A 20,841-nucleotide genomic window follows, 5' to 3' on the forward strand; every position below is an offset into this window, starting at 1 on the left:
AAAAGTTGATCCCATGAATTTGAAGTTCCTCGAAACCTTCGTCTGGGTGGCCAAGCTCAAGAGCTTTCGCCTGACCGCCGAGAAGTTGTTCACCACCCAGGCCTCGATTTCCAGCCGCATTGCGGTGCTGGAAAGCGAGCTGGGCGTGAAGTTGTTTCTGCGCGACTCACGGGGCGTGAGCCTGACCCCGGAAGGCCTGAAGGTGCTCGATTATGCCGAGCAGATGATGGTGACCATGCAAGGCCTGAAGCAGTCCCTGGAGACCACCAGCAGCAAGGTCGGGCGCATCCGCATCGGCGCGATGGACACGGTGATCCACACGTGGCTGAGCCCGCTGGTCGCCGAGTTGATGGACCATTTCCCGCTGGTAGAAATCGAGTTGGTCGCCGATACGGCGCTGAACCTCAGCGATCAGCTGCAAAAAGGCTTCCTGGATTTGATCCTGCAAACCGACCTGCTGCGCCTAGAAACCGTGCGCAGCCTGGAACTGGCCAGCCACCCCATGGCGTGGATCGTCGCCAGCCAATCGATCTACAACCGCGACTACGCGTCCCTCGCCGAACTGGCCCAGGAGCGCATCATCACCTATTCGAAAAACTCCCACCCGCACCAGGATGTGCTCAGCCTGATGCAAGCCAATGGCGTGGCCGCGCCGAGGATGAACTGTGTGAACTCCGTGTCGGCGATCACGCGGTTGCTGCGTGATGGCTTCGGCATTGGCGCACTGCCGCCGGTGCTGGTCACTGAGGAACTCGCGCGCGGCGAACTGGTGATGCTGCCGATGGCGCAGCAACTGCCGAATTTGCAGGTGGTGGTGTCGTGGCGTGTGGGGGTGGAATTGGTCGAGGAGATTGTCGGGCTGTGCCAGAAGGTGGTGGCGCAGTATGCCGAGGAAGTGGGCACCGAGCGCATGGTGCTCGCCTGACCCGCCCAAACCTGCAGGAGCCGGCTTGCCGGCGATAGCGCTTCAGAGTCGCGTGAGCCGCATCGCCGCAAGCCGGGCGCCTACAGTGAATCAAGGTGGCCGTTAGAGGCCTTTCAGATCTCGCTCTTCGATTGGCCGGCTCTGGCGCAGGCGCTTGCCGCCCAACACCACCCAGTCGATCAGGCGGAACAGGCATTCCAGGCCGAACGACAGCAGCATCGCCCCGCCGAGGCCCCAGCCCATGGCTTCGGGAGTCAACAGGATCTGGTAGCTGTAGCCATTCCAGGTTTCCAGGCGGATATCCGGGTCGGCAGCCACGGCCACTTGCAGCGCGCGGATGTACCAGGGGCCTTGCATCGCCTGGAATTGCTTATCCAGCGCCACCTGCCGATCGAGCATGGCGCCCAGGCTGTTGGCATCGCTCTGGAACACCGGGTCATCGCTGGCGCGGTAGTGGGCGACCAGCGCCTGCAGGTCGCCATTGAAGAACTGCTGCGCGGTGGACTCGAACCCGCGCAGGCCGGTCTGGGCCTCGATCAAGTGGGCTTCGACACGCTTGGCGTAATCGTTGATGAACCCCGGCACTTGCACGCCGACCAACAGGCCAATGGCAAACAGCACCAACCGCAGGTAACTGAGCAACATGGTCGATATCCTTACTCGGTGATGCCCTGGCTGACGCATTCACCGCGTCGCCACAGGCTCCATTGGCCCGGTTCGTAGCGGGTCCAGTTTTCGTTGTCGGTCAACGGCTCGGTGGCGATCACCGTCACCACATCGTTGGGTGTGGTTTCGGCCTGAAAATCGACGATCACGTCGACATCTTTCAGGCGCGCGGGGCCAAACGGCGCACGCCGGGTAATCTGCGCCAATTTCGTCGAGCAAAAGCAAAACAGCCAGTCGCCATCGCTGAGCAGGCAGTTGAACACGCCTTTGCTGCGGTATTCAGCGCAGGCGGCGATCAGGTCCGGCAGCATTCGCTCGATGTCCACCGGCTCGGGGAACGCCTCGCGCACGCGGTTGAGCAGGTCGCAGAACGCCGCTTCGCTGTCGGTATCGCCGACCGGGCGGTAGAAGGTGGCGCGCGGGGTGAAGTCCGCCAGTTGGCCGTTGTGGGCGAAACACCAGTTGCGCCCCCACAGCTCACGCACGAACGGATGGGTGTTGGCCAGGCTCACCTTGCCGACATTGGCCTGGCGGATATGCCCGATCACCACTTCGCTCTTGATGGGATACCGCTGCACCAGCAGGGCGACTTCCGACTCGCTGCTGGCGGCCGGGTCCTGGAACAGGCGCAGGCCACGGCCTTCGTAGAAGGCGATGCCCCAACCGTCGCGGTGCGGGCCGGTGCGCCCACCGCGCTGCATCAGCCCGGTAAAGCTGAACACGATATCGGTGGGGACGTTGGCACTCATGCCCAATAATTCACACATGCCAGGGCTCTCGCTGCAGGGCGGACAACGTTAAAGACGCGGCTCGACGCGCATACCGTTCACGGGGGCAGGACGGCGCAAAGGCTCGTCGTCATCGTCCGGCTCGGCGGCCAGGGCGGCATCGACGGCGGCCTTGCGCTCCCGACGGGCATTGGCGGCGCGCTCGATGGGCCAACGGATCAACACGAACACGAGGTACACGGCAAACGCGATCATCGTGTACATGAACAGATCGGAGATCGCCCGCCAGGCGTTGTTGCCGACCTTGAGCACCAGGTCCAGCGCGGTAATGGCCACGGCCGGCGCGAACTGGGTCTTGACCGGGTCGACGATGGTCGGGCTGAACAGCAGCACCGCCATCAGCAATTGCAGCGGCTCGCGCAGCCAGCGCCAGATCCAGCGGGTCATGCGCCACCACACCAACAGGCAGCCCAAAGCGGCAAAGGCGTAGAGGCCCCAAGCGGTCAGATAGTCGTTCTCGGTCATGGTGTCCATGGCAAGGTAGGCAAACAGGCGGCTATGATAACGGCTTTTGCGTGTCGCGGCTGCAATGCCTGCCACCTTCCGCCAGACAGAGAGTGATCCATGCCGTCATCGACCCACATCACTGCCGCCCCGATTGCCCGCAAGGCCCCAGGCCAGGACCCGTACGCCTGGCTGCAGGAGCGTGACAGCGCCGAAGTCCTCGATTACCTCAAGGCCGAAAACGCCTGGCAGGAAGCCCAGCTCGCCGACCAGCAGGCCTTGCGCGAAACGCTGTTCGAAGAGATCAAGGGCCGCATCCTCGAAACCGACCTGTCGCTGCCCTCGCCGTGGGGCCCGTACCTGTACTACACGCGCACTACCGCCGGTGACGAATACGCCCGCCACTACCGCTGCCGCCGTCCGGCCGACGACAGCAACCAGGTCGACGACAGCAGCGAGGAACTGCTGCTGGACCCGAACGTGCTGGCCAATGGCGGATTCTTCTCCCTCGGGGCATTCAGCATCAGCCCCGACCACCAACGCCTGGCCTACAGCCTGGATACCAGTGGCGAGGAGATCTACACCCTGTTTGTGAAGGAATTGGCCACCGACAAGGTCAGCGAACTGGCGTTCGAGAACTGCGACGGCAGCATGACCTGGGCCAACGACAGCCTGACCCTGTTTTTCGGCGAACTCGACGACACGCACCGCCCGCACAAGTTGTATCGCTATCGCCTGGACGGCACCGCAGCGCAGGAAGTGTTCCACGAGCCCGACGGCCGTTTCTTCCTGCATTGCTACCGCTCCAGCTCCGAGCGCCAACTGTTGCTGGCCCTGGGCAGCAAGACCACCAGCGAAATCTGGGCGCTGGACGCCAACCAGCCGCACCTGGACTTCACTTGCCTGGCGCCACGGGTCGAGGACCATGAATATGACGTCGACCACGGCAAGCTCGACGGCGAGTGGACCTGGTTTATCCGCAGCAACCGCGATGGCATCAACTATGCGCTGTTCGTCGCTGCCGACACCGGCGATGTGCCGACCGAGGACCAGTGGCAGAACCTGATCCCCCACAGCGACAACGTGATGCTCGACGGTGTCAGCCTGAACGCCAGCGCCATGACCCTGAGCCTGCGCATTGGCGGCCTGCCCGTGATCGAAGTGCACCCGCAAGGCGTGCCGGCCTATCGCGTGGAATTGCCTGACGCCGCCTACAGCCTCTACGTACAGAAAAGCCTGGAATTCCCCAGCGACAGGATTCGCCTGCGCTACGAAGCCCTGAACCGCCCGGCCCAGGTCCGTCAGCTGGAACTGGCCAGCGGCGCACAACAGGTGCTCAAGGAAACCCCGGTACTCGGCGTGTTCAATGCCGATGACTACGTCAGCCAGCGCCTGTGGGCCACCTCCGCCGATGGCACCCAGGTGCCGATCAGCCTGGTGGTCAAGCGCGACCAGCTCGGCAAGCCGACGCCGCTGTACCTGTATGGCTACGGCGCCTATGGCCACAGCCTCGACCCATGGTTCTCGCATGCGCGCCTGAGCCTGCTCGACCGTGGCGTCGCCTTCGCCATTGCGCATGTGCGCGGCGGCGGCGAACTGGGAGAAGCCTGGTACCGCAACGGCAAGCAGGCTCACAAGCAGAACACCTTCAGCGACTTTATCGCGTGTGCCGAGCACCTCATCGCCCAGGGCCTGACCACGTCCAGCCAACTGGCGATCAGTGGCGGCAGCGCCGGCGGCCTGTTGATCGGCGCGGTGCTCAACCAGCGTCCGGAGCTGTTCCAGGCGGCGATTGCCGAGGTGCCGTTCGTCGATGTGCTCAACACCATGCTCGACCCGGAACTGCCGCTGACCATCACCGAGTACGATGAATGGGGCAATCCCGAAGAGCCCGAGGTGTATGCGCGCATCAAGGCCTACGCGCCGTACGAAAACGTCAGCGCCCAGGCCTACCCGGCCCTGCTGGTGATTGCCGGCTACAACGACAGCCGCGTGCAGTACTGGGAAGCGGCCAAGTGGGTGGCCAAGTTGCGCGACACCGCCACCTCCGACAACCTCCTGCTGCTCAAGACCGAGTTGGGCGCCGGCCATGGTGGGATGAGCGGTCGTTACCAGGGATTACGTGACGTAGCGCTCGAATATGCATTTGTGTTCAAGGCACTGGGGCTGGTTTAAGGAACTTAGCGCGGCGGTCCTGTCTGAACACAGGACCGCCTACCTGATTGATGGATCAATACTGCAGCCATGCCTCCACCGACGCTCCTGAATAACGAAATCCGCGACATGCTCATGGACTGCGGCCTGTTCGACCCGCTGTTGCCGGAAGATTTCCACGTGGCCGCCGGCTACTTCAATATCAGCAGCATTGCCCGCGATGAGGTGATTTTCCTCGAGGGCGATGCCGGCACGTTCATGTGCATCCTCCACAGCGGCCAGGTGGCCGTGCAGAAATCCAGTCACACCGGCCAGCGCCTGACGATCGCCACCCTGCGCAGTGGGCGCGCTTTCGGTGAAATGGCGGTGCTGGACGGCGAGCGGCGTTCGGCCAGCTGCGTGGCCGCCAGTGACTGCGTGCTGTTGAACCTGGGCAAGGATTCCCTGGAGAAGATGCTCAACGAAGCGCCCCGGGTGGCCGCCAAGATCATCCGCGCCATTGCCATTGCCCTGTCCAAGCGCCTGCGCATGGCCGACGGGCAATTACTCTCGCAACAGTTCTAGCCGCCGGGCGTCTTCGGTTTGCTGTCGTTTTGCAGCAGGCCGGGCACCGTCTGGTCCTTCGGCGGCGTCGGCAGCACGATGGGCACCAGGGGCGGCGAGCCGTTGGTCTTGGGCACGGCGGGCGGGGTGACTTGCGGGTAGAGCGTCGGCGTTGGCGTGCCCGGCGCGCCTGGGGTTGGCGTGGGGGCGACCGGTACGGTTTGCAACTCCTGAGCCTGCGCCGCACCCAATGCGAGCGCGCTCAACACAATGACCGTTAGAATGCTGCACTTCATCGATGGCTCCATGGCCTGACCGGAATGTCACAAGGCTACTCCCAACCGCGCAAGAATGCCCTTCCCAATGAGATTTCCATGAAACGTTTCGTTCTGCTGGACACCACCCCGATCCCCGACAATGGCGGAGCCTTGTGCCTGTTCGAATACGGTGAGGATTTTGTCATCAAGATCCAGGGCGGGGACGGTGGCCAGTTGATGAACACGCGCATGCACGGTTCGGAAGACGCCTTGGCGGAAATTCCCTGCCGCAAAGTCGCTGGCCGCCCGGGTTCGCGAGTGTTGATCGGCGGGCTGGGCATGGGCTTTACCCTGGCTTCGGCGCTCAAGCATTTGGGCAAGACTGCCGAGGTGGTGGTGGCGGAATTGGTGCCCGGCGTTGTGGAATGGAACCGTGGCCCGCTGGGGGAGAAATCCGGTCGGCCATTGCTCGACCCGCGCACCGTGATCCGCCTGGAAGACGTGGCCAACGTACTGCAGGCCGAGCCCCAGGGTTTTGACGCGATCATGCTCGACGTCGACAACGGCCCCGAAGGCCTGACGCAAAAAGCCAACAGTTGGCTCTATTCCGCCGGTGGCCTGGCAGCCTGTGCCAAGGCCCTGCGCCCCAAGGGCGTGCTGGCGGTCTGGTCCGCCAGCGCCGACAAACTGTTCAGCGACAAACTGCGCAAGGCGGGTTTCAAGGCCGAAGAAGTGCAGGTGTTCGCCCACGGTAACAAGGGCACCCGGCACACCATCTGGATCGCCGAGAAGCTCAAGGGCTGAGCCCCTGTAGGCGCTGGCCGGCCAGCGCCCACATTTCCAATCCCGCGTCAGTTGCGGGATTTGCGGTAATCAATCACATACGGCACTTTTTTCTCGAATGTCTTCTCCAGCTCATCGCGGTCCAGCGTGGTCATGCCGCCCAGTTGATGGGCGGTAAAACCGCTGTCGCCAACCTGTGAGCCCGGCGCGAGGCTGACCATGCGCTGGGCGACGGCTTCAATGGCGTCCTTGTAGCCGCTTTTCTTGTCCAGGTTGTACTGGCTCAGGTCGATCTGCGTGCGCAGCCAGTTGCCCCAGTAGAACTCCAGAAATTCCGGCGCCACCGCACCCTCCTCCGGCTTGCCATAGGCGGCCTTGCGCGTGAAGTACACCAGGCTGCGGAACATGTCGTCCTGCAGGTTCTTGAAGCCCAGGTGGGCCGGCAATTGCGCCGGCGGCAGGGTCTGGCCCTGGTTGTCCTTGAGCCAGACCTTGCGCGCCGCCTGCATGCGCTGCCAGAACGTGGCGAGGTCGGGGCTGTCGCTGAAGTCGTCGGTGACCTTGACCCACATGTTCAACCGGGGACCGCCGCCGGGGACTTCCCACAAGGTGGTGAAACTGTGGTGGCCGTCGGTCAGGTACAGCTGGCCCGCGGGGCCGACCACCACGGTTTTCATGTCTTCAGGATGGGTGCCCACCGGGTCCTTGCAGGTGAAGCTGTCGGGCCGCTGCAGGTCGGCCTTTTTCGGCACGTTGTCGGCTTCGCCCTGGCCGTTGGTTTCGCAGTACTCATCGAAGACCTTCTTCGGTTTGTCGGCAAACAGCCCCAGGCTGTAGTAAATCTGGTCGAACCCCACCACCGCCTGGGTCGGGTGCAGCTGTTCGAGGCTGACCTCGATCACCTGGCCGGGCTTGGGGGTGGAAAACGCCTGGGCTTGAGCCGCCAGCACGCAAAGCAGCAGTGCAACTGTCCATGTAGGTAAACGCATAGGCTTCAGATCCTTATGAAAGTGAGTGAACCGATACTACAAACGTTCGTCGCGGCCAGGCTGTACGGTTGCTGAAAAAGCCAGCGGTCTTTTACACCGCGAGCGGCTAGAATCAACCCTATCCGTGACCCACCAAATAGCCAGGAGCCATGATGAGCTCGACCAACCCGCCCTCCCACACCGCCAAGCTGGACCGCATCCTGGCCGATGCCCAGCGTGACCGGGAAATGGGCTACCGCGACAAAGCCTTGAAGATGTACCCCCACGTGTGCGGCCGCTGCGCCCGTGAGTTCTCCGGCAAACGCTTGAGCGAGCTCACCGTACACCACCGAAATCACAATCATGATGACAACCCCCAGGACGGTTCCAACTGGGAGTTGCTGTGCCTGTACTGCCACGACAACGAACACTCGCGCTACACCGACCAGCAGTACTTCGGCGAAGGCTCCACCAGCAGCCCGACGATTGCCAAGGCCACGCACAACCCGTTTGCGGCGTTGGCGGGGCTGATGAAGAAAGACGACTGAATTACGCAGCTGCAAGTTTCAAGCAGCGAGCTACAAGAAAAAGCCATGCCGCTTTTACTTGCAGCTCGTAGCTTGCCGCTATACTGCTGCCTTTTTAAGGCACTCCCGTGGGCAATAAACGCTACAGCTGCATCGGTCTGTATAACCCCAAATCCCCCGAAAACGTTGGTTCGGTGATGCGTGCCGCCGGCTGCTACGGCGTGGCCTCGGTGTTCTACACCGGCGTGCGCTACGAGCGCGCCCGGGACTTCATCACCGACACCAAGAAAGTCCACCACGACATTCCGCTGATCGGCATCGACGACCTGAAGAAGATCCTCCCCCTGGGCTGCATCCCGGTCGCCGTGGAGTTGGTGGAAGGCGCCCGCCCGCTGCCCGAGTACACGCACCCTGACCGCGCGCTGTATATCTTCGGCCCCGAAGATGGCTCGTTGGATAAAGAGATCCGCGACTGGTGCGAAGACGTCGTGTACATCCCGACGACCGGCTGCATGAACCTCGCCGCGACCGTCAACGTTGTGCTCTACGACCGCCTGGCCAAGGGCAACAACACCCGTTCGGGCCCCAAGTACTGATTTATCGGGAACATCCGGCGCCTGCCCGCAGTCAGCTGCATATCACTAGCCCTCGTTGGAGACAGATCATGAGCGACAGCAAAACCTTGCGCCCTATCATCGAACACACGCCGTTCCAGACCCAGCCCACCCAGAACGTGCACGGCTGGGAACGCATCGGCTCGGTGGCCGGTGGCGTGATGATGGTCGGCAAAGGCCTGCGCCGCGGCGGGATTTTCGGCTTGATCCAGGTGGCGATTGGCGGCGTGGCGCTGGTGCGCGGCGTCACCGGGCACAGCTCGCTCAAGGACAAGCTGGAACAGGGCCGTCAGGAAATGAACAGCGTGCGCACGAAGATCGAGCGCGCCGGTGAAGAGCTGAAAAACCTGAAGACCAAAGCCGAAGTGGCGGCTGAAAAAGCGGTAAAAACCACCGGCTAGCCTTCGGTGTTGGAGCCCGGCTTGCCGGGCCCCTACACGAAGTTGCAGTCTGTTCGGCGGATTCAGCGCAGCAACTTGCTGTCCAGCACCACCGACGTCTCGCCGATGATGCTCTCGGCCAGTTGCACAAACTCCGCGGTGGTAATGCTGTTGGCCCGCATCACCGCCTGGGCGAGATCATCCAGGGAGCGCTTGTTGTGGGTTTTCACGCGGATCTCGCGATCCAGCTCCTGCAACACCACCACCGCCCGTGACACCGTCGCCCCGCTGACGTGCTCGCCGCGCAGGCTGGTCACGTCCTTGCCCTCCTTGACCAACCTTGCCTGGATTGCCTGATACCGCTCATCGGTAATGCCGCCGGCACGGCGCAGCAGCTCGATGGCGTAGTACTCGCCCAGGCCCTCGCTGATCCAGTCACTGGTGTCGTGATCGTTGAAACGGCCAATCGCCTGCACTACTTCACGGAGTAGCGGGCTGCTGCCGTTTTCGCTGACCAGCGGCGTACGGCTGTTGAGGTAGATCGAGTCGCGCGCGGCAAACGCGCCACGGCGCATCGGGTCGCTGGCGCCTACCACCAGCAGCTTGGCCGGATGGCGCGGGAACGCCGCTTCCACCTGGGGCCAGACGAACGTCAGCAACGTCAGCACATCCATGCGGCGCATGGCCTGGCCCTTGGGCGACGCGACGGTGACTTCGCTCTCGCCCAGGCGCACGCGGCGGCTGCCGAGGGTGCCGGCGAGCATCCAGCCGGTCGGCCGGTCGAACAGGCGCGAAACATTGTCGATACGAAATTTGTTCTTGCCGATGCGCGGCCAGGCGGTTTCGATACTTTTCCAGCCTGCCGGCAGTTCGAACACCAGGCGCGAGACCAACTCCACCCCGTCCTGCTGGTCGAGGCGCGCGGGCGGCACCAGGTCTTCGCCGCGAAACAGCGCCCAACTCGGCGTCATCCGCGCCTCATAAATGCCCGGCTTGCGCGCGTGGGTGAGGCGAACCCGGTAGGTCAGGCTGGCCTTGTTGACGCCGGGTTGCCACCGGCCGCGGTGCTCGGTGACGCTCCATTGGCCATCAGCCTTGAAGTCGCTGTAGTCACCGTCATGGCCAAGGTCGAAATCCAGGCTGCGCACCGCCGAGCCCTGGGACAGGCTCACCCGCACCTCGGCCTGATCGCTCTGGGGCAACAACTTGACGTGATAATCCAGGTCAACCTTCTTCGCGCACCACGCAGGCATGCTCAACGCCAGTAACACCAGGCTTGCCGCCAGCTGGGTTCCCGCCCTCATACACACTCCTCGTTCAGCCCGCGCGGAAAATCAGGTAATCCTCCCAGTCATCCTCGGGCACGCTGCCTTCGCTGAGCATGCGACCGGACTGGGAAATGCGTTCATGGTGCACGGCGTCCCGGTCGCCGCAGACCAGGTGGTGCCACAGCGGCAGGTCCTTGCGCTCGCTGACCAGGCGATAGCCGCAGGTGGGCGGCAGCCATTTGAACTGATCGGCCTGGCCCGGGGTGAGCTGGATGCAGTCGGGTACCGAGGCGCGGCGGTTGGGGTAGTCGGTGCACTGGCAGGTCTTCAGGTCGAGCAGTTTGCAGGCGATACGCGTGTAATAGACGCTGTTGTCGTCCTCATCCTCAAGCTTTTGCAGGCAGCACAGGCCACAGCCGTCGCACAACGACTCCCACTCCTCCTGGTCGAGGTGTTCAAGGGTTTTGCGTATCCAGAAAGGTTCGACTTTGGCGGCCATGGCTCTGCATCAGTATCGGTAGGTGAAAAGGCCGCCAGTCTAGTGCCCAAGGCCCTTGGGGCCAAGCGCTGGCGACTGTCGGTACGACAAGACTTGTCAGCGACCCTGCGTCGCAGTAGCTTTGTGAGCCGCGAAGGCCCTGCGTCGGCCGCCATAAATGCTTCGCCGCATTGCCCACGACGCCCCATGGAGCCTTGAAAAAACCCTCGCCGAGCTCATCGGTGCCCCGTTTTTTTGAACTGCGCTTGCCTATCTCACCGTAGCCCATCGTCGTCATCAGGAACTGTTCATGAGCACAAATCCACGCGTTGCCGATTACCCGATCCACACCCAGTTCACCGAGCGCTGGTCGCCACGCGCCTTTACCGGTGAAAGCATTCCCCAGGAAACCCTGCTGAGCTTCTTTGAAGCCGCACGCTGGGCGCCGTCGGCCTACAACTCGCAGCCATGGCGCTTTCTCTACGCGCGCCGCGACACGCCGGACTGGGAACGTTTCCTGGGTTTGCTGAATGAATTCAACCGTGGGTGGGCGCAGCATGCCTCGGCCCTGGTGATCATCGCCTCGAAAACCGACTTCACCGCCCCCGGCGCCACGGAAGAAACCCCGGCGCTGTGGCACACCTTCGACACCGGCTCGGCCTGGGGCCACCTGGCGCTGCAAGCCAGCCTCAGCGGCTGGCACACCCACGGCATGGCCGGCTTCGACCAGGAGCTGACCCGCAAGGAGCTGAAAATTCCTGAAGGGTATGCGCTGCACGCGGCCGTGGCCGTCGGCAAACTGGGTGACAAGTCGACCTTGCCCGAGTACCTGCAAGGTCGCGAAGCACCGAGCCCGCGCAAGCCGCTGAGCGAGCTGGTGTCAGAGGGTGATTTCAGCCTTTGAGCCGTGTCACCCTGGCGTTGCCGACCGCCAGGGTGAGCCGGTCAAGACGCGGGGGCGATCAGCTCATTGAACGCCGCCCGCAGTTCGGCGACTTGCCGGTCATACACGCGCTTGACCACCGGCACCATGAACTCCACAGGCATGCCATTCAAGTCCACCGGATACAGCTTGTTTGGCCGCCAAGGCGGCGTCGGTCGGAGCCGGTGTTCCCCGGCTGGAAAACGCCAAGGCTGGCGTATTGAAAGAGGAAGGGGTGAGCGTGGTCATGGGCGAACCTGTCCTTAGTCATATGGATATCCTTAAAGGGCGCGACCTTGCGCCCCTTGCGGTCACTGGGTGGGAGTGCCCGCGAAGAAGGTTCCATCTTGACTGTCAGGTTGTGTGTCGCCGTCAGTAACCGCGCTCGAAATCCACTTCTCCGCGCAGGGCTTGCTTGGCCTGAAACGCGCGCACGTTCTGCACAAACAACTCGACCATCATCGACGGCGAGGTCGGTGCGGAACTGTGCCCGGTCAGCAACAGGCCCCACGCCGTCCAGAACGGATGGCGCTGCGGCAGCGGTTCCTGGCGGCACACGTCGATCACCGCGCCGGCCAGGTGACCTTCCTTCAAGGCCTCGACCAGGTCGGCATCGACCACGGCCACGCCGCGCCCGACGTTGATAAACAGCCCGGTCGGCTTGAATTGCTTGAACAGCGCCGCGTCATACAGGTCGTGGGTGTTCGGCGTGTTGGGCAGCAGGTTGATCACATAATCCGCCTCGCCCACCAGCCGGCCGAGCTGATCGAGCCCGGCCACTTCGATAAACGGCGCCTGTTCCCGCGCGGTGCTGGCGATGCCGTACACCTTGACGCCAAACGGCACGAGAAACTCCGCCACGCTCTGGCCGATATCGCCGGTACCGACGATCAGCGCCGTACGCCCCGCCAGGCTCTGGCCCATGCGGTTGTCCCATTTGCGCTCGACCTGGCTGACCAGCCGCGCGAGCACTTCGCGCTCGTGGCCGAGCATGTAGGTGAGGACGAACTCAGCCATGACCTGGCCAAAGATGCCGACCGCACGGGTCAGGCGATAATCGCGTGGCAAGCCGTCGGCCAGCAGCGGCGTGATGCCCGCCCAGGTCGATTGCAGCCATTGCGGTTGATGGCCCTGGCGCAACAACGTCGCCAGCAGGTCAGGTTGGCCGAGCCATACCGGGCAATCGGCGGCCAGGCGCGACAGTTCGGCCGAGTCGCCGCTGGTCAGCACCTCAAGGTCCGGTGCCGCTTCGCCCAGCAACCGGGCGTACAGAGGGTGATCCTGTTCAGCAATCAGAACACGCATGCTTCAAACCTTTCAAAAACAGTGCAGACGGCCGCCCGCATCCCTTGCGGCCAGCGCCCGATAATACGATTCCATGGATGAATGTGCCCTGAACAGGGCACCCACCGATCACACCGGGTCGTTGCGTCGCAGCAGCTCTTCGGGCAAGTGCTCGATGTACTCGTCCTCGGCCGGCGGCATTTGCAGGTGGTAGCCCTGCTTTTCGAGGTTTTCCAGCACCACGGTGATGTCTTCGCGCGACAGCTTGCGCTCCGGCGTCAGTACCATGTCAAACGCGTGATGGGCCTTGCCGAAGGCTTCCATCAACGGTTCCGGCACGCGCTCCAGGGCATCGCTTTTCAGCACATAGAGATACATTTCGTTGCGTTTCAAGCTGCGATAGATGGAGCAGATACGTTTCAAGGCTGTTCTCCGGCAGTGGCCAGGCTGTCGAGCAGCGCCTGGCCCATCAACTCGCGGCGCCAGCCACGCAGCGAGTCTGGCAATTGGTAAGGCCCATCGGGATAGCCACTTTTGACCAGGGCTTCGAGGGTTTTCTTGCGCAGCATCAGCTCGGGCGCCATGTCGAGGCGCTCGGCGAAGGTCTGGCCAAGGGCACGCAGTTGCTTGATCAGCGCGGCGGCGTCCACCGGCAGCGGTTCAGCAACGGCCGGTGGCCATTGGTCCATGGGCACGCTGCCGGCACGCTTGATCAGGTCCAGCAGGAACTGGCCGTCCTGTCGCACGGTACGCGGGTGCATGTCTTCGATCTTGCCCAGCGCGGCGAGGTTATCCGGCTGGGATTTGGCCAGGGGCCACAGCGAGTGTTCGCGAATGATGCGGTTGCGCGGCAAGTCACGCGCACGCGCCTGCTGTTCGCGCCAGGCGCACAGCTCACGCAAGACGGCGAGCTGGGCACGCGAGAGTTTCCACGCCAGCTTGGCGTCGCGGTACACCTCGTACGGGTCGACTTCGCGGCGCAGGTTGGCGACCAGCTCGGCGCCGTCCTCCAGGACCCAGGCGTACTTGTCGTCGGAAAGCTGCGGACGCAGGCGTGTATAGACTTCGGCCAGGTGCACCGCGTCTTCGGCGGCGTAGCTGATTTGCGTCTCCGACAATGGCCGCTGCAGCCAGTCGGAGCGGGTCTCGCCCTTGGGCAGCTCGATATCGAGCACGGCCTGCACCAGGCGCGAATAGCCCATGGAGAAACCAAGGTTCAGGTAGGCCGCCGCCAATTGGGTGTCGAACAACGGCACCGGCAGGCTGCCAGTCAGGCGCAGCAGCACTTCGAGGTCTTCGCTGCAGGCATGCACCACCTTGATCACCGCTGGGTTTTCCAGCAAGGCGGCCAAAGGTTGCCAGTTGTCGATGGTCAGGGGGTCGATCAGGTAAGCGCGAACGCCATCACCGATCTGGATCAGCCCGGCAATGGGATAAAAGGTGTCGACCCGCATGAATTCGGTGTCGAGGGCGACGAATGGCAACTGCTGCCATTCGGCGCAATGCTGGCCGAGGCTATCGTTGTCGCAGATCCAGTGAATATCGATGGCCACACGGCTCTCCCTTGAAGAATGGCGCGCAGTATATATCGCGAAAGGGACTTGCGAGCATTCGCAGTGCACAGGCGTCCATGAAAACTCAGACAAGAGATGAAGAATAGTCCGACAGGCGGGACTTATCCTCTCTTACGTAGAACGTAGACCCGCCACAGGTGGGAGCCGGGCATGAATTCCTGATGATGCAGGATTTTGAAGCCGGCTTGGCGAAACTCCTCTTCCACCGGGGTGCGCGACGGCACCGACACAATCACCGTGTCACGGCTGACCCGGTGAAACTCGCGCAACAAGGCCAGGCGCCCTTCACTGCTGGGCACATGACGAAATAATTCCAGGCAAAAAATGCAATCCACCGCGTTGGCCGACAAGCCGACGGAAAACGCCGAGCCCTGAAACGTCTTGACCCGCTTGAGCAACGACGCCGGGTGGTGGGTGCGGGCGTGGTCGAGCATGGCCTGGGAGTTGTCCGACGCCAGGATCACCCGGTTGACGTGTTCGGCCAACACCGGCCAGAACCGCCCCGAGCCGCAGGCCAGGTCCAGCACCAGCCCCGGTTCGCCGGCGACTTTCAGCGCCTGGCGCACCAGCCACTCATCGCGCCACGACGCCAGGCGCCGCCGCAGCCCTGGCGGACGTGTATCGCCGCAGACCCTGGCGTGCTCACGGTCACAGCGCTCGGCGTATTCAATCTCGATGGAAGAAGGCGGTTGTGGCGACATCACAGGCTCATGTGAGTTAAACGGTAGTGAACGACCTTGATTCGCAGCTTAACCACCGGAACGTGAAAAAAAAGTTGAAACGCGTGACGGGGGTGTTGCTGGGGAAGGATGTAGTGATCTCTGTGGCAAGTGAGCTTGTTGTGGTGAGCAGGCTTGGTTGAGGAGGCTTGTTGTGAACAGCAGGTTTGGTTGAGCAGACTTATTGTGGGCAGCAGGCTTGGTTGAGCAGACTTGTTGTGGACAGCAGGCTTGGTTGAGCAGGCTTGTTGTGGGCAGCAGGCTTGGTTGAGCAGGTTTGTTGTGGAGAGCAGGCTAAGTTGAGCAGGCTTATTGTGGCGAGCGGGCTTGCCCCGCGTTGGGCGGCGAAGCCGCCCCAAAACCAGTCAACCGGTTATGCCTGACACACTGCGGGGGCCTTAGGAAGGGGCGGCTTCGCCGCCCAACGCGGGGCAAGCCCGCTCGCCACAACAAGCCCGCTCACCACAAAAGCAACGCTGCGCTCATCCCGACTAGCCAAGCATCACGCCTGATGCAGGTACCACCGCCAGTCCTGCTCGCCCACCTCCCCCATGAACTGGCGATATTCGGCACGTTTCACCGCCAGGTACACGCCGAGGAATTCACTGCCAAACGCCTCGCGCGCCCAGCTCGAACCTTCCAGTGCGCGCAGGGTGGTGAGCCAGTCGGTCGGCAGCAGTTCCTTGGCCTGGGCATAACCATTGCCTTCCACGGGCGCGCCGGGGTCGCGTTGTTCGCGAATGCCACGGTGGATGCCGGCGAGGATCGCGGCCGCCGCCAGGTAGGGGTTGGCGTCGGCGCCGCAGATGCGGTGTTCGATGTGCCGCGAATAGGCCGGGCCACCGGGCACGCGCAGGCTCACGGTGCGGTTGTCGACGCCCCAGGTGGCGGCGAGCGGCGCGTAGCTGTTGGTCTGGAAGCGGCGATAGGAGTTGGCATTGGGGCAGAACATCAGCAACGAGTCGAGCAAGGTGCTGAGCATGCCGCTCACCGCCTGGCGCAGCAGCGGCGTGCCGTCGGCGGCCTCGCTGGCAAACAGGTTGTTGCCCTCGGCGTCCGCCAGGCTGACGTGCATATGCATGCCGGTGCCCGCCAGGTCGTCGAACGGCTTGGCCATGAAGCAGGCGCTCATCCCGTGTTTATGCGCCACGCCCTTGACCAGGCGCTTGTAGCGCACCGCTTCGTCCATCGCCTGCAGGGCGTCGGCGCGATGCTCGAGGGTGATCTCCACCTGGCCCGGGGCGTATTCGGAAATCGCCGTGCGCGCCGGGATGCCCTGCAGTTTGCACGCGCTGTACAGGTCCGCCAGGAACGGCTCGATCTGCTCAAGCTCACGCAAGCCGTACACCTGGGTCGAACGCGGGCGGCCACCGTCGCTGTCCCGTGCCGGTTGGGGGCGGCCGTAGCTGTCGGGCTTCTGGTCGAGCAGGTAAAACTCCAGCTCCGCTGCCATCACCGGGTAATACCCGTCGGCATTCAGCCCCGCGATCACCTTGGCGAGCAGATGCCGCGGGTCGGCCACAGTGGCGGGCAAGCCCTCGGTGGGGTGCATGCTGACCTGCACGGCGGCGGTCGGGATCAGGCGCCACGGCATGCGCTGCAAACTGCCGCTGATCGGGTAGGCGCGGCAGTCGATGTCGCCGACCTCCCACACCAGCCCGGAATTTTCCACGTCATCGCCATTGATGGTCAGGCCGAGGATCGTGCTGGGCAACGGCCGGCCGCTGGCATACACCGCCAGCAGTTCGTCGCGGTGCAGCAACTTGCCACGTGGCACGCCGTTGTTGTCGAGGATAAACAGCTCGAACATCTCGATGTCCGGGTGCTGCTCAAGAAAAGCTTGGGCTTCGTGCAGGCTGGCAAAAACACTCATGGGAAATCTCATACGTTTGCGTCAGGCAGGCGCGCAGGCGCCGCCGGGCAGATGCGCACAGGTGCGCGTCATCCGTGAGGTGGATCAACGTAGGAGAAAGTTATCTGGTGGGCGCGCATGTCGGCAGTGAAACAGCGCCCAGAAGGCCAGTGCGGACGGCAGTGTCGCGGGGTGAGCGTCGGGGCAGCCGTCCATGCGGGAATCACACTGAGGAAGATGCCGGACAGCGTCACATGCCCGCATAGGCGATTAAATTCAGGGTTGGCGGAGTTTGGTTGCAACTTGGCTAAACATTCGACGGCCCTTGCTACCTGGCCATTCGCCTGGAAATAATGACCGCCCCCGATCATGCCCCAAGGACTCGATCGCATGAAAACAACAATAACCTTATGCGTCCTGGCGAGCCTCGCCACCTCGGCCCTGGCCAACACCGCGCCGTCGCGCCTTGATGAGGTGCTGCAGCGCGGCACGCTCACCGTGTGCACCACGGGCGACTACAAACCCTATACCTCGCTGCGCGCCGATGGCGGCTACGAAGGCATCGACATTGCCATGGCCGAATCCCTGGCCAAGAGCCTCAACGCCAGGATCCAGTGGGTGCCGACCACCTGGAAAAGCCTGATGCCGGATTTCCTCGCCCAGCGCTGCGACATCGCCGTGGGCGGTATTTCGGTGTCTCTTGAGCGTCAGAAAAAGGCCTTCTTCAGCCAGTCTCTCGGCGTCGATGGCAAGATCCCGCTGGTGCGCTGCGCGGATGTGCAGCGCTATCAGACCGTCGAGCAGATCAACCAGCCACAGGTACGGGTGATCGAACCGGCGGGCGGCACCAACGAAGTGTTTGCCCGCGCGCACCTCGGCCAGGCCAACATCCGCCTGCATGACAACGTGACCATTTTCGACGAGTTGCTGGCAGGCAAGGCCGACGTGATGATCACCGACGCCAGCGAAGCGCGTTACCAGCAGAAGCTCAAGCCAGGTCTGTGCGCGGTCAACCCGGAACGGCAGATGCAGTACAGCGAAAAAGCCTTTCTGCTGCCCCGCGACGATGTGGCCTGGAAAAGCTATGTCGACCAATGGTTGCACCTGAGCGTGGCCACCGGGGTGTATGCCGGTATCGTCGATCAATGGCTGGCGGCGCCTTGAGCCACAGGCGTCTACGCTCTTGTCACATCAACAATAATGAGGGACGGAACATGAAGGGACTGCTCCGCATCACCGCGCTGCTGCTGTTGTGTTTCAGCCAGGTGCACGCCGCGACGACTCAGGACGAGGACGCCCAGGCCGCCAAGGCACTGCTGCAAAAAGCCCTGGCCTACTACCAGAGCAACGGCGACAAGGCGTTTGCCGCGTTCAGCCGCCAGGGCGAGTTTGTCGACCATGATCGCTACGTGTTCGTGGTCGACACCCAGGGCGTACTGCTGGCCAGCGGCGGCCCCTCCTCGGCCTTGATCGGACGCGATGTCTCTGAAGTGCTCGGCCCGGATCTGCGCCAGTCGTTCAAGGACGCGCTCAAGGTTCCGCAGGACCAGGGCATCCAGCAGGCCGACTACCGCTGGCAGAACTGGAACGATGGCAAGGTCGAGCACAAGCACGTGTTTTATCAGCGCGTCGGCGAACGCATCCTGGCGGTCGGCTACTACCTGCCGCGCGCCACACCGGAACAGGCACGGGCGCTGCGCAACAAGGCGGTGAACGCACTGCTCAAGGATGAGGCCGGTACGCTCAAGGCGATCAACGCCTTGCAGGGCGGTTTCCTGCAGGATGACCTCTATGTGTTTGTGGTCGACCTCAATACCCGGCGCTACGTGGCCCATGGCACCAACCTGCGCCTGCTCAACACCGACTTCAGCAAGATCAAGGACCCCGACGGCAAGCCGGTAGGCGAGCCGATCCTCAAGCTGATGGCCGAGCAGGACCAGGGTGAATACAAATATCGCTGGAAGAACCCGGTGACCGACAAGGTCGAGAACAAACATGCGTACGTGCGCAAGGCCGGGCATTTCATGGTGGCGGTCGGGTACTACAGCCCGTGAAGTTGACCTTGTAGGAGCCCGGCTTGCCGGCGATGGGATCGGCAAGCCGGGTACCTACTGGGTCAGCGCGCCTTGTCTTCGCGGCCGCGCAGTACCCGGTTCGGCATCGCGATCGCCGCCGCCAGCCCCAACAGCGACACCGCCGCACTGACCATCAACAAATGCCGAAAGGTCACCGCCAACTCCCCGCGCAGGGCATCCTGTGCCGGGCCCGGGGCGGCGTTGAGGCCATCGAGCAGCACGTTGCCGGAACTGCCTTCCGCCACCAGCGCACCGCTGGCCAGGTGGGCGAAGCTGGAATCCTGCAACAGCGCCAGCAACAGCGCCGACATGCACGCCACGCCCACCGCCCCGCCCAATGAACGGAACAGGTTGGTGGTGCTGGTGGCCACGCCGATATCACGCTGCTCCACCGAATTCTGCGACCCCACCAGCGACGTAGGGAACTGCATGCCGGCGGCAATCCCGCACAGCAGCATGAACACGCCGGTCAGCAGCACCGCCTGGGGCGCGCTGTAGGCCATGCCGAGGATCGCCAGCGGGCTCAACAGCGCGCCGCTGAGGATCATCGGCTTGTAGCGCCCGGTCACCGAGGTCATGCGCCCGGCGGAATACGCGCCGATGGGCAGGCCGATGGCGAGAGGCAGCAGGTGCAGGGCCGCGCTGTCAGCGCCGGCGCCGGTTACCGTCTGAAAGCGCAAAGGCATCAGCACGGTCAGGGAAATCGCCTGGAAGCTGGTGAAAAACACCGTGCACCAACACAGCACCGCGCTGCGGTTGGCAAACAGGTGCATCGGCAGCAGCGGCTCGCGGGCACGGCGTTCATGCCAGACAAACGCGGTCAGCGCCACCAGCGCACACGCGAGCAGGCCCAGCACTGCATCGTCACGCCAATGATGGCCCTGGCCGATTTCGGTGATGCCCAGCAGCAAGGCGGTCAAGCCGATGATCATGAGCACGGTGCCCAGGTAGTCGATGACCGGCTTGCGCTGCGGCACCGGCAACCCCACCAGGGTGCGATGGGCCACGTACCAGGCACCGGCGCCCAATGGCAGGTTGATCAGGAACACCCAGCGCCACGACAGGTACTCGGTCATGTAGCCGCCCAGCACCGGCCCGGCCACGCTGGCCACTGCATACATGCTGCTGAAGTAGCCCTGATAACGCCCGCGCTCACGGGGCGGGATGATGTCGCCGATGATCGCCTGGCTCACCGAGATCATGCCGCCGGCGCCGATGCCCTGGAGAATCCGCGCCAGCACCAGCTGCTCCATGCTTTGCGCCATGCCACAGAACAGCGAGGCCAGGGTGAACAGGCCCATGCCGATCAACATCATCGGCCGTCGCCCGTACAGGTCCCCAAGCTTGCCGTAGATCGGCACCGCCACCGTCATCGCCACCATGTAGCCGGAGATCACCCAGGCCAGCAGGTTGACGTCGTGGAACTGCGCGGAAATGGCCGGCATGGACACCGCGACAATGGTCTGGTCCAGGGCACCGAGGAAGATCGCCATCATCAAGGCGGCAAGCACACTGCGCACGGCAGGGACAGGTTGGGCGGGCTGATTCAGGTTGGTCACGGCAGAACCTTCGAGCAGGGCCCGCGGGAAAGGGAGGGCCCGCGGGAATGCTCGATACGAT

General features: G+C 63.3%; 23 protein-coding genes. 10 read left to right on the top strand and 13 right to left on the bottom strand.

Annotated elements, in window-relative coordinates:
- Positions 1-13: 13 nt before the first annotated feature.
- Positions 14-925 (top strand): LysR family transcriptional regulator, encoded by a 912-nt coding sequence (locus C9990_RS23545; RefSeq protein WP_106804830.1) that lies wholly within the window; start codon positions 14-16, stop codon positions 923-925.
- 102 nt (positions 926-1,027) lie between these two features.
- Here the strand turns inward: C9990_RS23545 and C9990_RS23550 are convergent, their stop codons facing one another.
- Genes C9990_RS23550 through C9990_RS23560 form a run of 3 tightly spaced genes read right to left on the bottom strand, consistent with a single transcriptional unit; the run spans position 1,028 to position 2,919 of the window.
- Positions 1,028-1,570: a DUF2937 family protein gene (locus C9990_RS23550; RefSeq protein ID WP_106804831.1), complete on the bottom strand. Its 543-nt coding sequence runs from the start codon at positions 1,568-1,570 to the stop codon at positions 1,028-1,030.
- 11 nt (positions 1,571-1,581) lie between these two features.
- Complete coding sequence (locus tag C9990_RS23555; protein WP_106804832.1) at positions 1,582-2,358, bottom strand: class II glutamine amidotransferase; 777 nt, start codon at positions 2,356-2,358, stop codon at positions 1,582-1,584.
- A 30-nt stretch (positions 2,359-2,388) separates the two neighbouring features.
- Positions 2,389-2,919, bottom strand: coding sequence for an MFS transporter (locus C9990_RS23560; RefSeq protein ID WP_106804833.1), 531 nt, complete (start codon positions 2,917-2,919; stop codon positions 2,389-2,391).
- Positions 2,920-2,943: 24 nt separating this feature from the next.
- Between C9990_RS23560 and C9990_RS23565 the strand changes: the two genes are divergently transcribed.
- Both C9990_RS23565 and C9990_RS23570 read left to right on the top strand, forming a co-directional pair.
- Complete coding sequence (locus C9990_RS23565) at positions 2,944-4,998, top strand: S9 family peptidase (protein WP_106804834.1); 2,055 nt, start codon at positions 2,944-2,946, stop codon at positions 4,996-4,998.
- A gap of 69 nt (positions 4,999-5,067) precedes the next feature.
- Positions 5,068-5,541 (top strand): cyclic nucleotide-binding domain-containing protein, encoded by a 474-nt coding sequence (locus C9990_RS23570; protein ID WP_065902066.1) that lies wholly within the window; start codon positions 5,068-5,070, stop codon positions 5,539-5,541.
- Here the strand turns inward: C9990_RS23570 and C9990_RS23575 are convergent.
- Positions 5,538-5,816, bottom strand: coding sequence for a hypothetical protein (locus C9990_RS23575; protein ID WP_065902067.1), 279 nt, complete (start codon positions 5,814-5,816; stop codon positions 5,538-5,540). The genes C9990_RS23570 and C9990_RS23575 overlap by 4 nt on opposite strands.
- A 78-nt stretch (positions 5,817-5,894) precedes the next feature.
- Here C9990_RS23575 and C9990_RS23580 point away from each other — a divergent pair, with 78 nt between their 5' ends.
- Positions 5,895-6,581, top strand: a complete 687-nt coding sequence (locus C9990_RS23580) for a spermidine synthase (protein ID WP_065902069.1) — start codon at positions 5,895-5,897, stop codon at positions 6,579-6,581.
- A 47-nt stretch (positions 6,582-6,628) separates the two neighbouring features.
- On the opposite strand, the gene C9990_RS23585 is transcribed toward C9990_RS23580, so the two are convergent.
- Entirely contained in the window at positions 6,629-7,549 is a 921-nt protein-coding gene (locus C9990_RS23585; RefSeq protein ID WP_106804835.1) for a ParB/Srx family N-terminal domain-containing protein, read from the bottom strand.
- 152 nt (positions 7,550-7,701) lie between these two features.
- On the opposite strand from C9990_RS23585, the gene C9990_RS23590 reads away from it, so the two are divergent.
- The 3 genes from C9990_RS23590 (at position 7,702) to C9990_RS23600 (ending at position 9,070) form a co-directional block, all read left to right on the top strand.
- Positions 7,702-8,076 (top strand): YajD family HNH nuclease, encoded by a 375-nt coding sequence (locus tag C9990_RS23590; RefSeq protein ID WP_025858458.1) that lies wholly within the window; start codon positions 7,702-7,704, stop codon positions 8,074-8,076.
- A 107-nt stretch (positions 8,077-8,183) separates the two neighbouring features.
- Positions 8,184-8,651 (top strand): RNA methyltransferase, encoded by a 468-nt coding sequence (locus C9990_RS23595; RefSeq protein ID WP_003189607.1) that lies wholly within the window; start codon positions 8,184-8,186, stop codon positions 8,649-8,651.
- 68 nt (positions 8,652-8,719) lie between these two features.
- Positions 8,720-9,070 (top strand): DUF2892 domain-containing protein, encoded by a 351-nt coding sequence (locus C9990_RS23600; RefSeq protein WP_065902075.1) that lies wholly within the window; start codon positions 8,720-8,722, stop codon positions 9,068-9,070.
- Positions 9,071-9,132: 62 nt separating this feature from the next.
- On the opposite strand, the gene C9990_RS23605 is transcribed toward C9990_RS23600, so the two are convergent.
- Together C9990_RS23605 and C9990_RS23610 are read right to left on the bottom strand one after the other, a co-directional pair.
- Positions 9,133-10,353 (bottom strand): hypothetical protein, encoded by a 1,221-nt coding sequence (locus tag C9990_RS23605; RefSeq protein ID WP_106804836.1) that lies wholly within the window; start codon positions 10,351-10,353, stop codon positions 9,133-9,135.
- 13 nt (positions 10,354-10,366) lie between these two features.
- Positions 10,367-10,816, bottom strand: a complete 450-nt coding sequence (locus C9990_RS23610; RefSeq protein WP_003172524.1) for a YcgN family cysteine cluster protein — start codon at positions 10,814-10,816, stop codon at positions 10,367-10,369.
- A 289-nt stretch (positions 10,817-11,105) separates the two neighbouring features.
- Here C9990_RS23610 and C9990_RS23615 point away from each other — a divergent pair, with 289 nt between their 5' ends.
- Entirely contained in the window at positions 11,106-11,699 is a 594-nt protein-coding gene (locus C9990_RS23615) for a nitroreductase family protein (protein WP_065902081.1), read from the top strand.
- A 390-nt stretch (positions 11,700-12,089) separates the two neighbouring features.
- On the opposite strand, the gene C9990_RS23620 is transcribed toward C9990_RS23615, so the two are convergent.
- The 5 genes from C9990_RS23620 to C9990_RS23640 form a co-directional block, all read right to left on the bottom strand.
- Complete coding sequence (locus C9990_RS23620; protein WP_106804837.1) at positions 12,090-13,022, bottom strand: D-2-hydroxyacid dehydrogenase; 933 nt, start codon at positions 13,020-13,022, stop codon at positions 12,090-12,092.
- 108 nt (positions 13,023-13,130) lie between these two features.
- The gene (locus tag C9990_RS23625; RefSeq protein WP_065902086.1) at positions 13,131-13,424 is read right to left on the bottom strand and encodes a YcgL domain-containing protein; all 294 of its coding nucleotides are present in this window, start codon (positions 13,422-13,424) and stop codon (positions 13,131-13,133) included.
- Positions 13,421-14,554: a ribonuclease D gene (gene rnd, locus C9990_RS23630; RefSeq protein ID WP_065902088.1), complete on the bottom strand. Its 1,134-nt coding sequence runs from the start codon at positions 14,552-14,554 to the stop codon at positions 13,421-13,423. Before rnd ends, C9990_RS23625 begins: the two co-directional genes overlap by 4 nt.
- Before the next feature lie 122 nt (positions 14,555-14,676).
- A complete protein-coding gene (locus C9990_RS23635; RefSeq protein WP_065902090.1) occupies positions 14,677-15,276 on the bottom strand; it encodes a class I SAM-dependent methyltransferase in 600 nt (199 codons plus the stop codon).
- A 520-nt stretch (positions 15,277-15,796) separates the two neighbouring features.
- On the bottom strand, positions 15,797-17,167 hold the full coding sequence (locus C9990_RS23640) for a glutamine synthetase family protein (RefSeq protein ID WP_106804838.1): 1,371 nt from the start codon (positions 17,165-17,167) through the stop codon (positions 15,797-15,799).
- A gap of 369 nt (positions 17,168-17,536) precedes the next feature.
- On the opposite strand from C9990_RS23640, the gene C9990_RS23645 reads away from it, so the two are divergent.
- Positions 17,537-18,310 (top strand): transporter substrate-binding domain-containing protein, encoded by a 774-nt coding sequence (locus tag C9990_RS23645; RefSeq protein WP_106804839.1) that lies wholly within the window; start codon positions 17,537-17,539, stop codon positions 18,308-18,310.
- Positions 18,311-18,360: 50 nt separating this feature from the next.
- Positions 18,361-19,200: a cache domain-containing protein gene (locus C9990_RS23650; protein ID WP_106804840.1), complete on the top strand. Its 840-nt coding sequence runs from the start codon at positions 18,361-18,363 to the stop codon at positions 19,198-19,200.
- Positions 19,201-19,262: 62 nt separating this feature from the next.
- Here C9990_RS23650 and C9990_RS23655 read toward each other — a convergent pair whose 3' ends face one another.
- Positions 19,263-20,780 (bottom strand): MDR family MFS transporter, encoded by a 1,518-nt coding sequence (locus tag C9990_RS23655; RefSeq protein WP_065902098.1) that lies wholly within the window; start codon positions 20,778-20,780, stop codon positions 19,263-19,265.
- Positions 20,781-20,841: the final 61 nt, after the last annotated feature.

The organism is Pseudomonas sp. S5D5 (assembly GCF_003013355.1).
Taxonomy (GTDB): Bacteria; Pseudomonadota; Gammaproteobacteria; order Pseudomonadales; family Pseudomonadaceae; genus Aquipseudomonas; species Aquipseudomonas aylmerensis.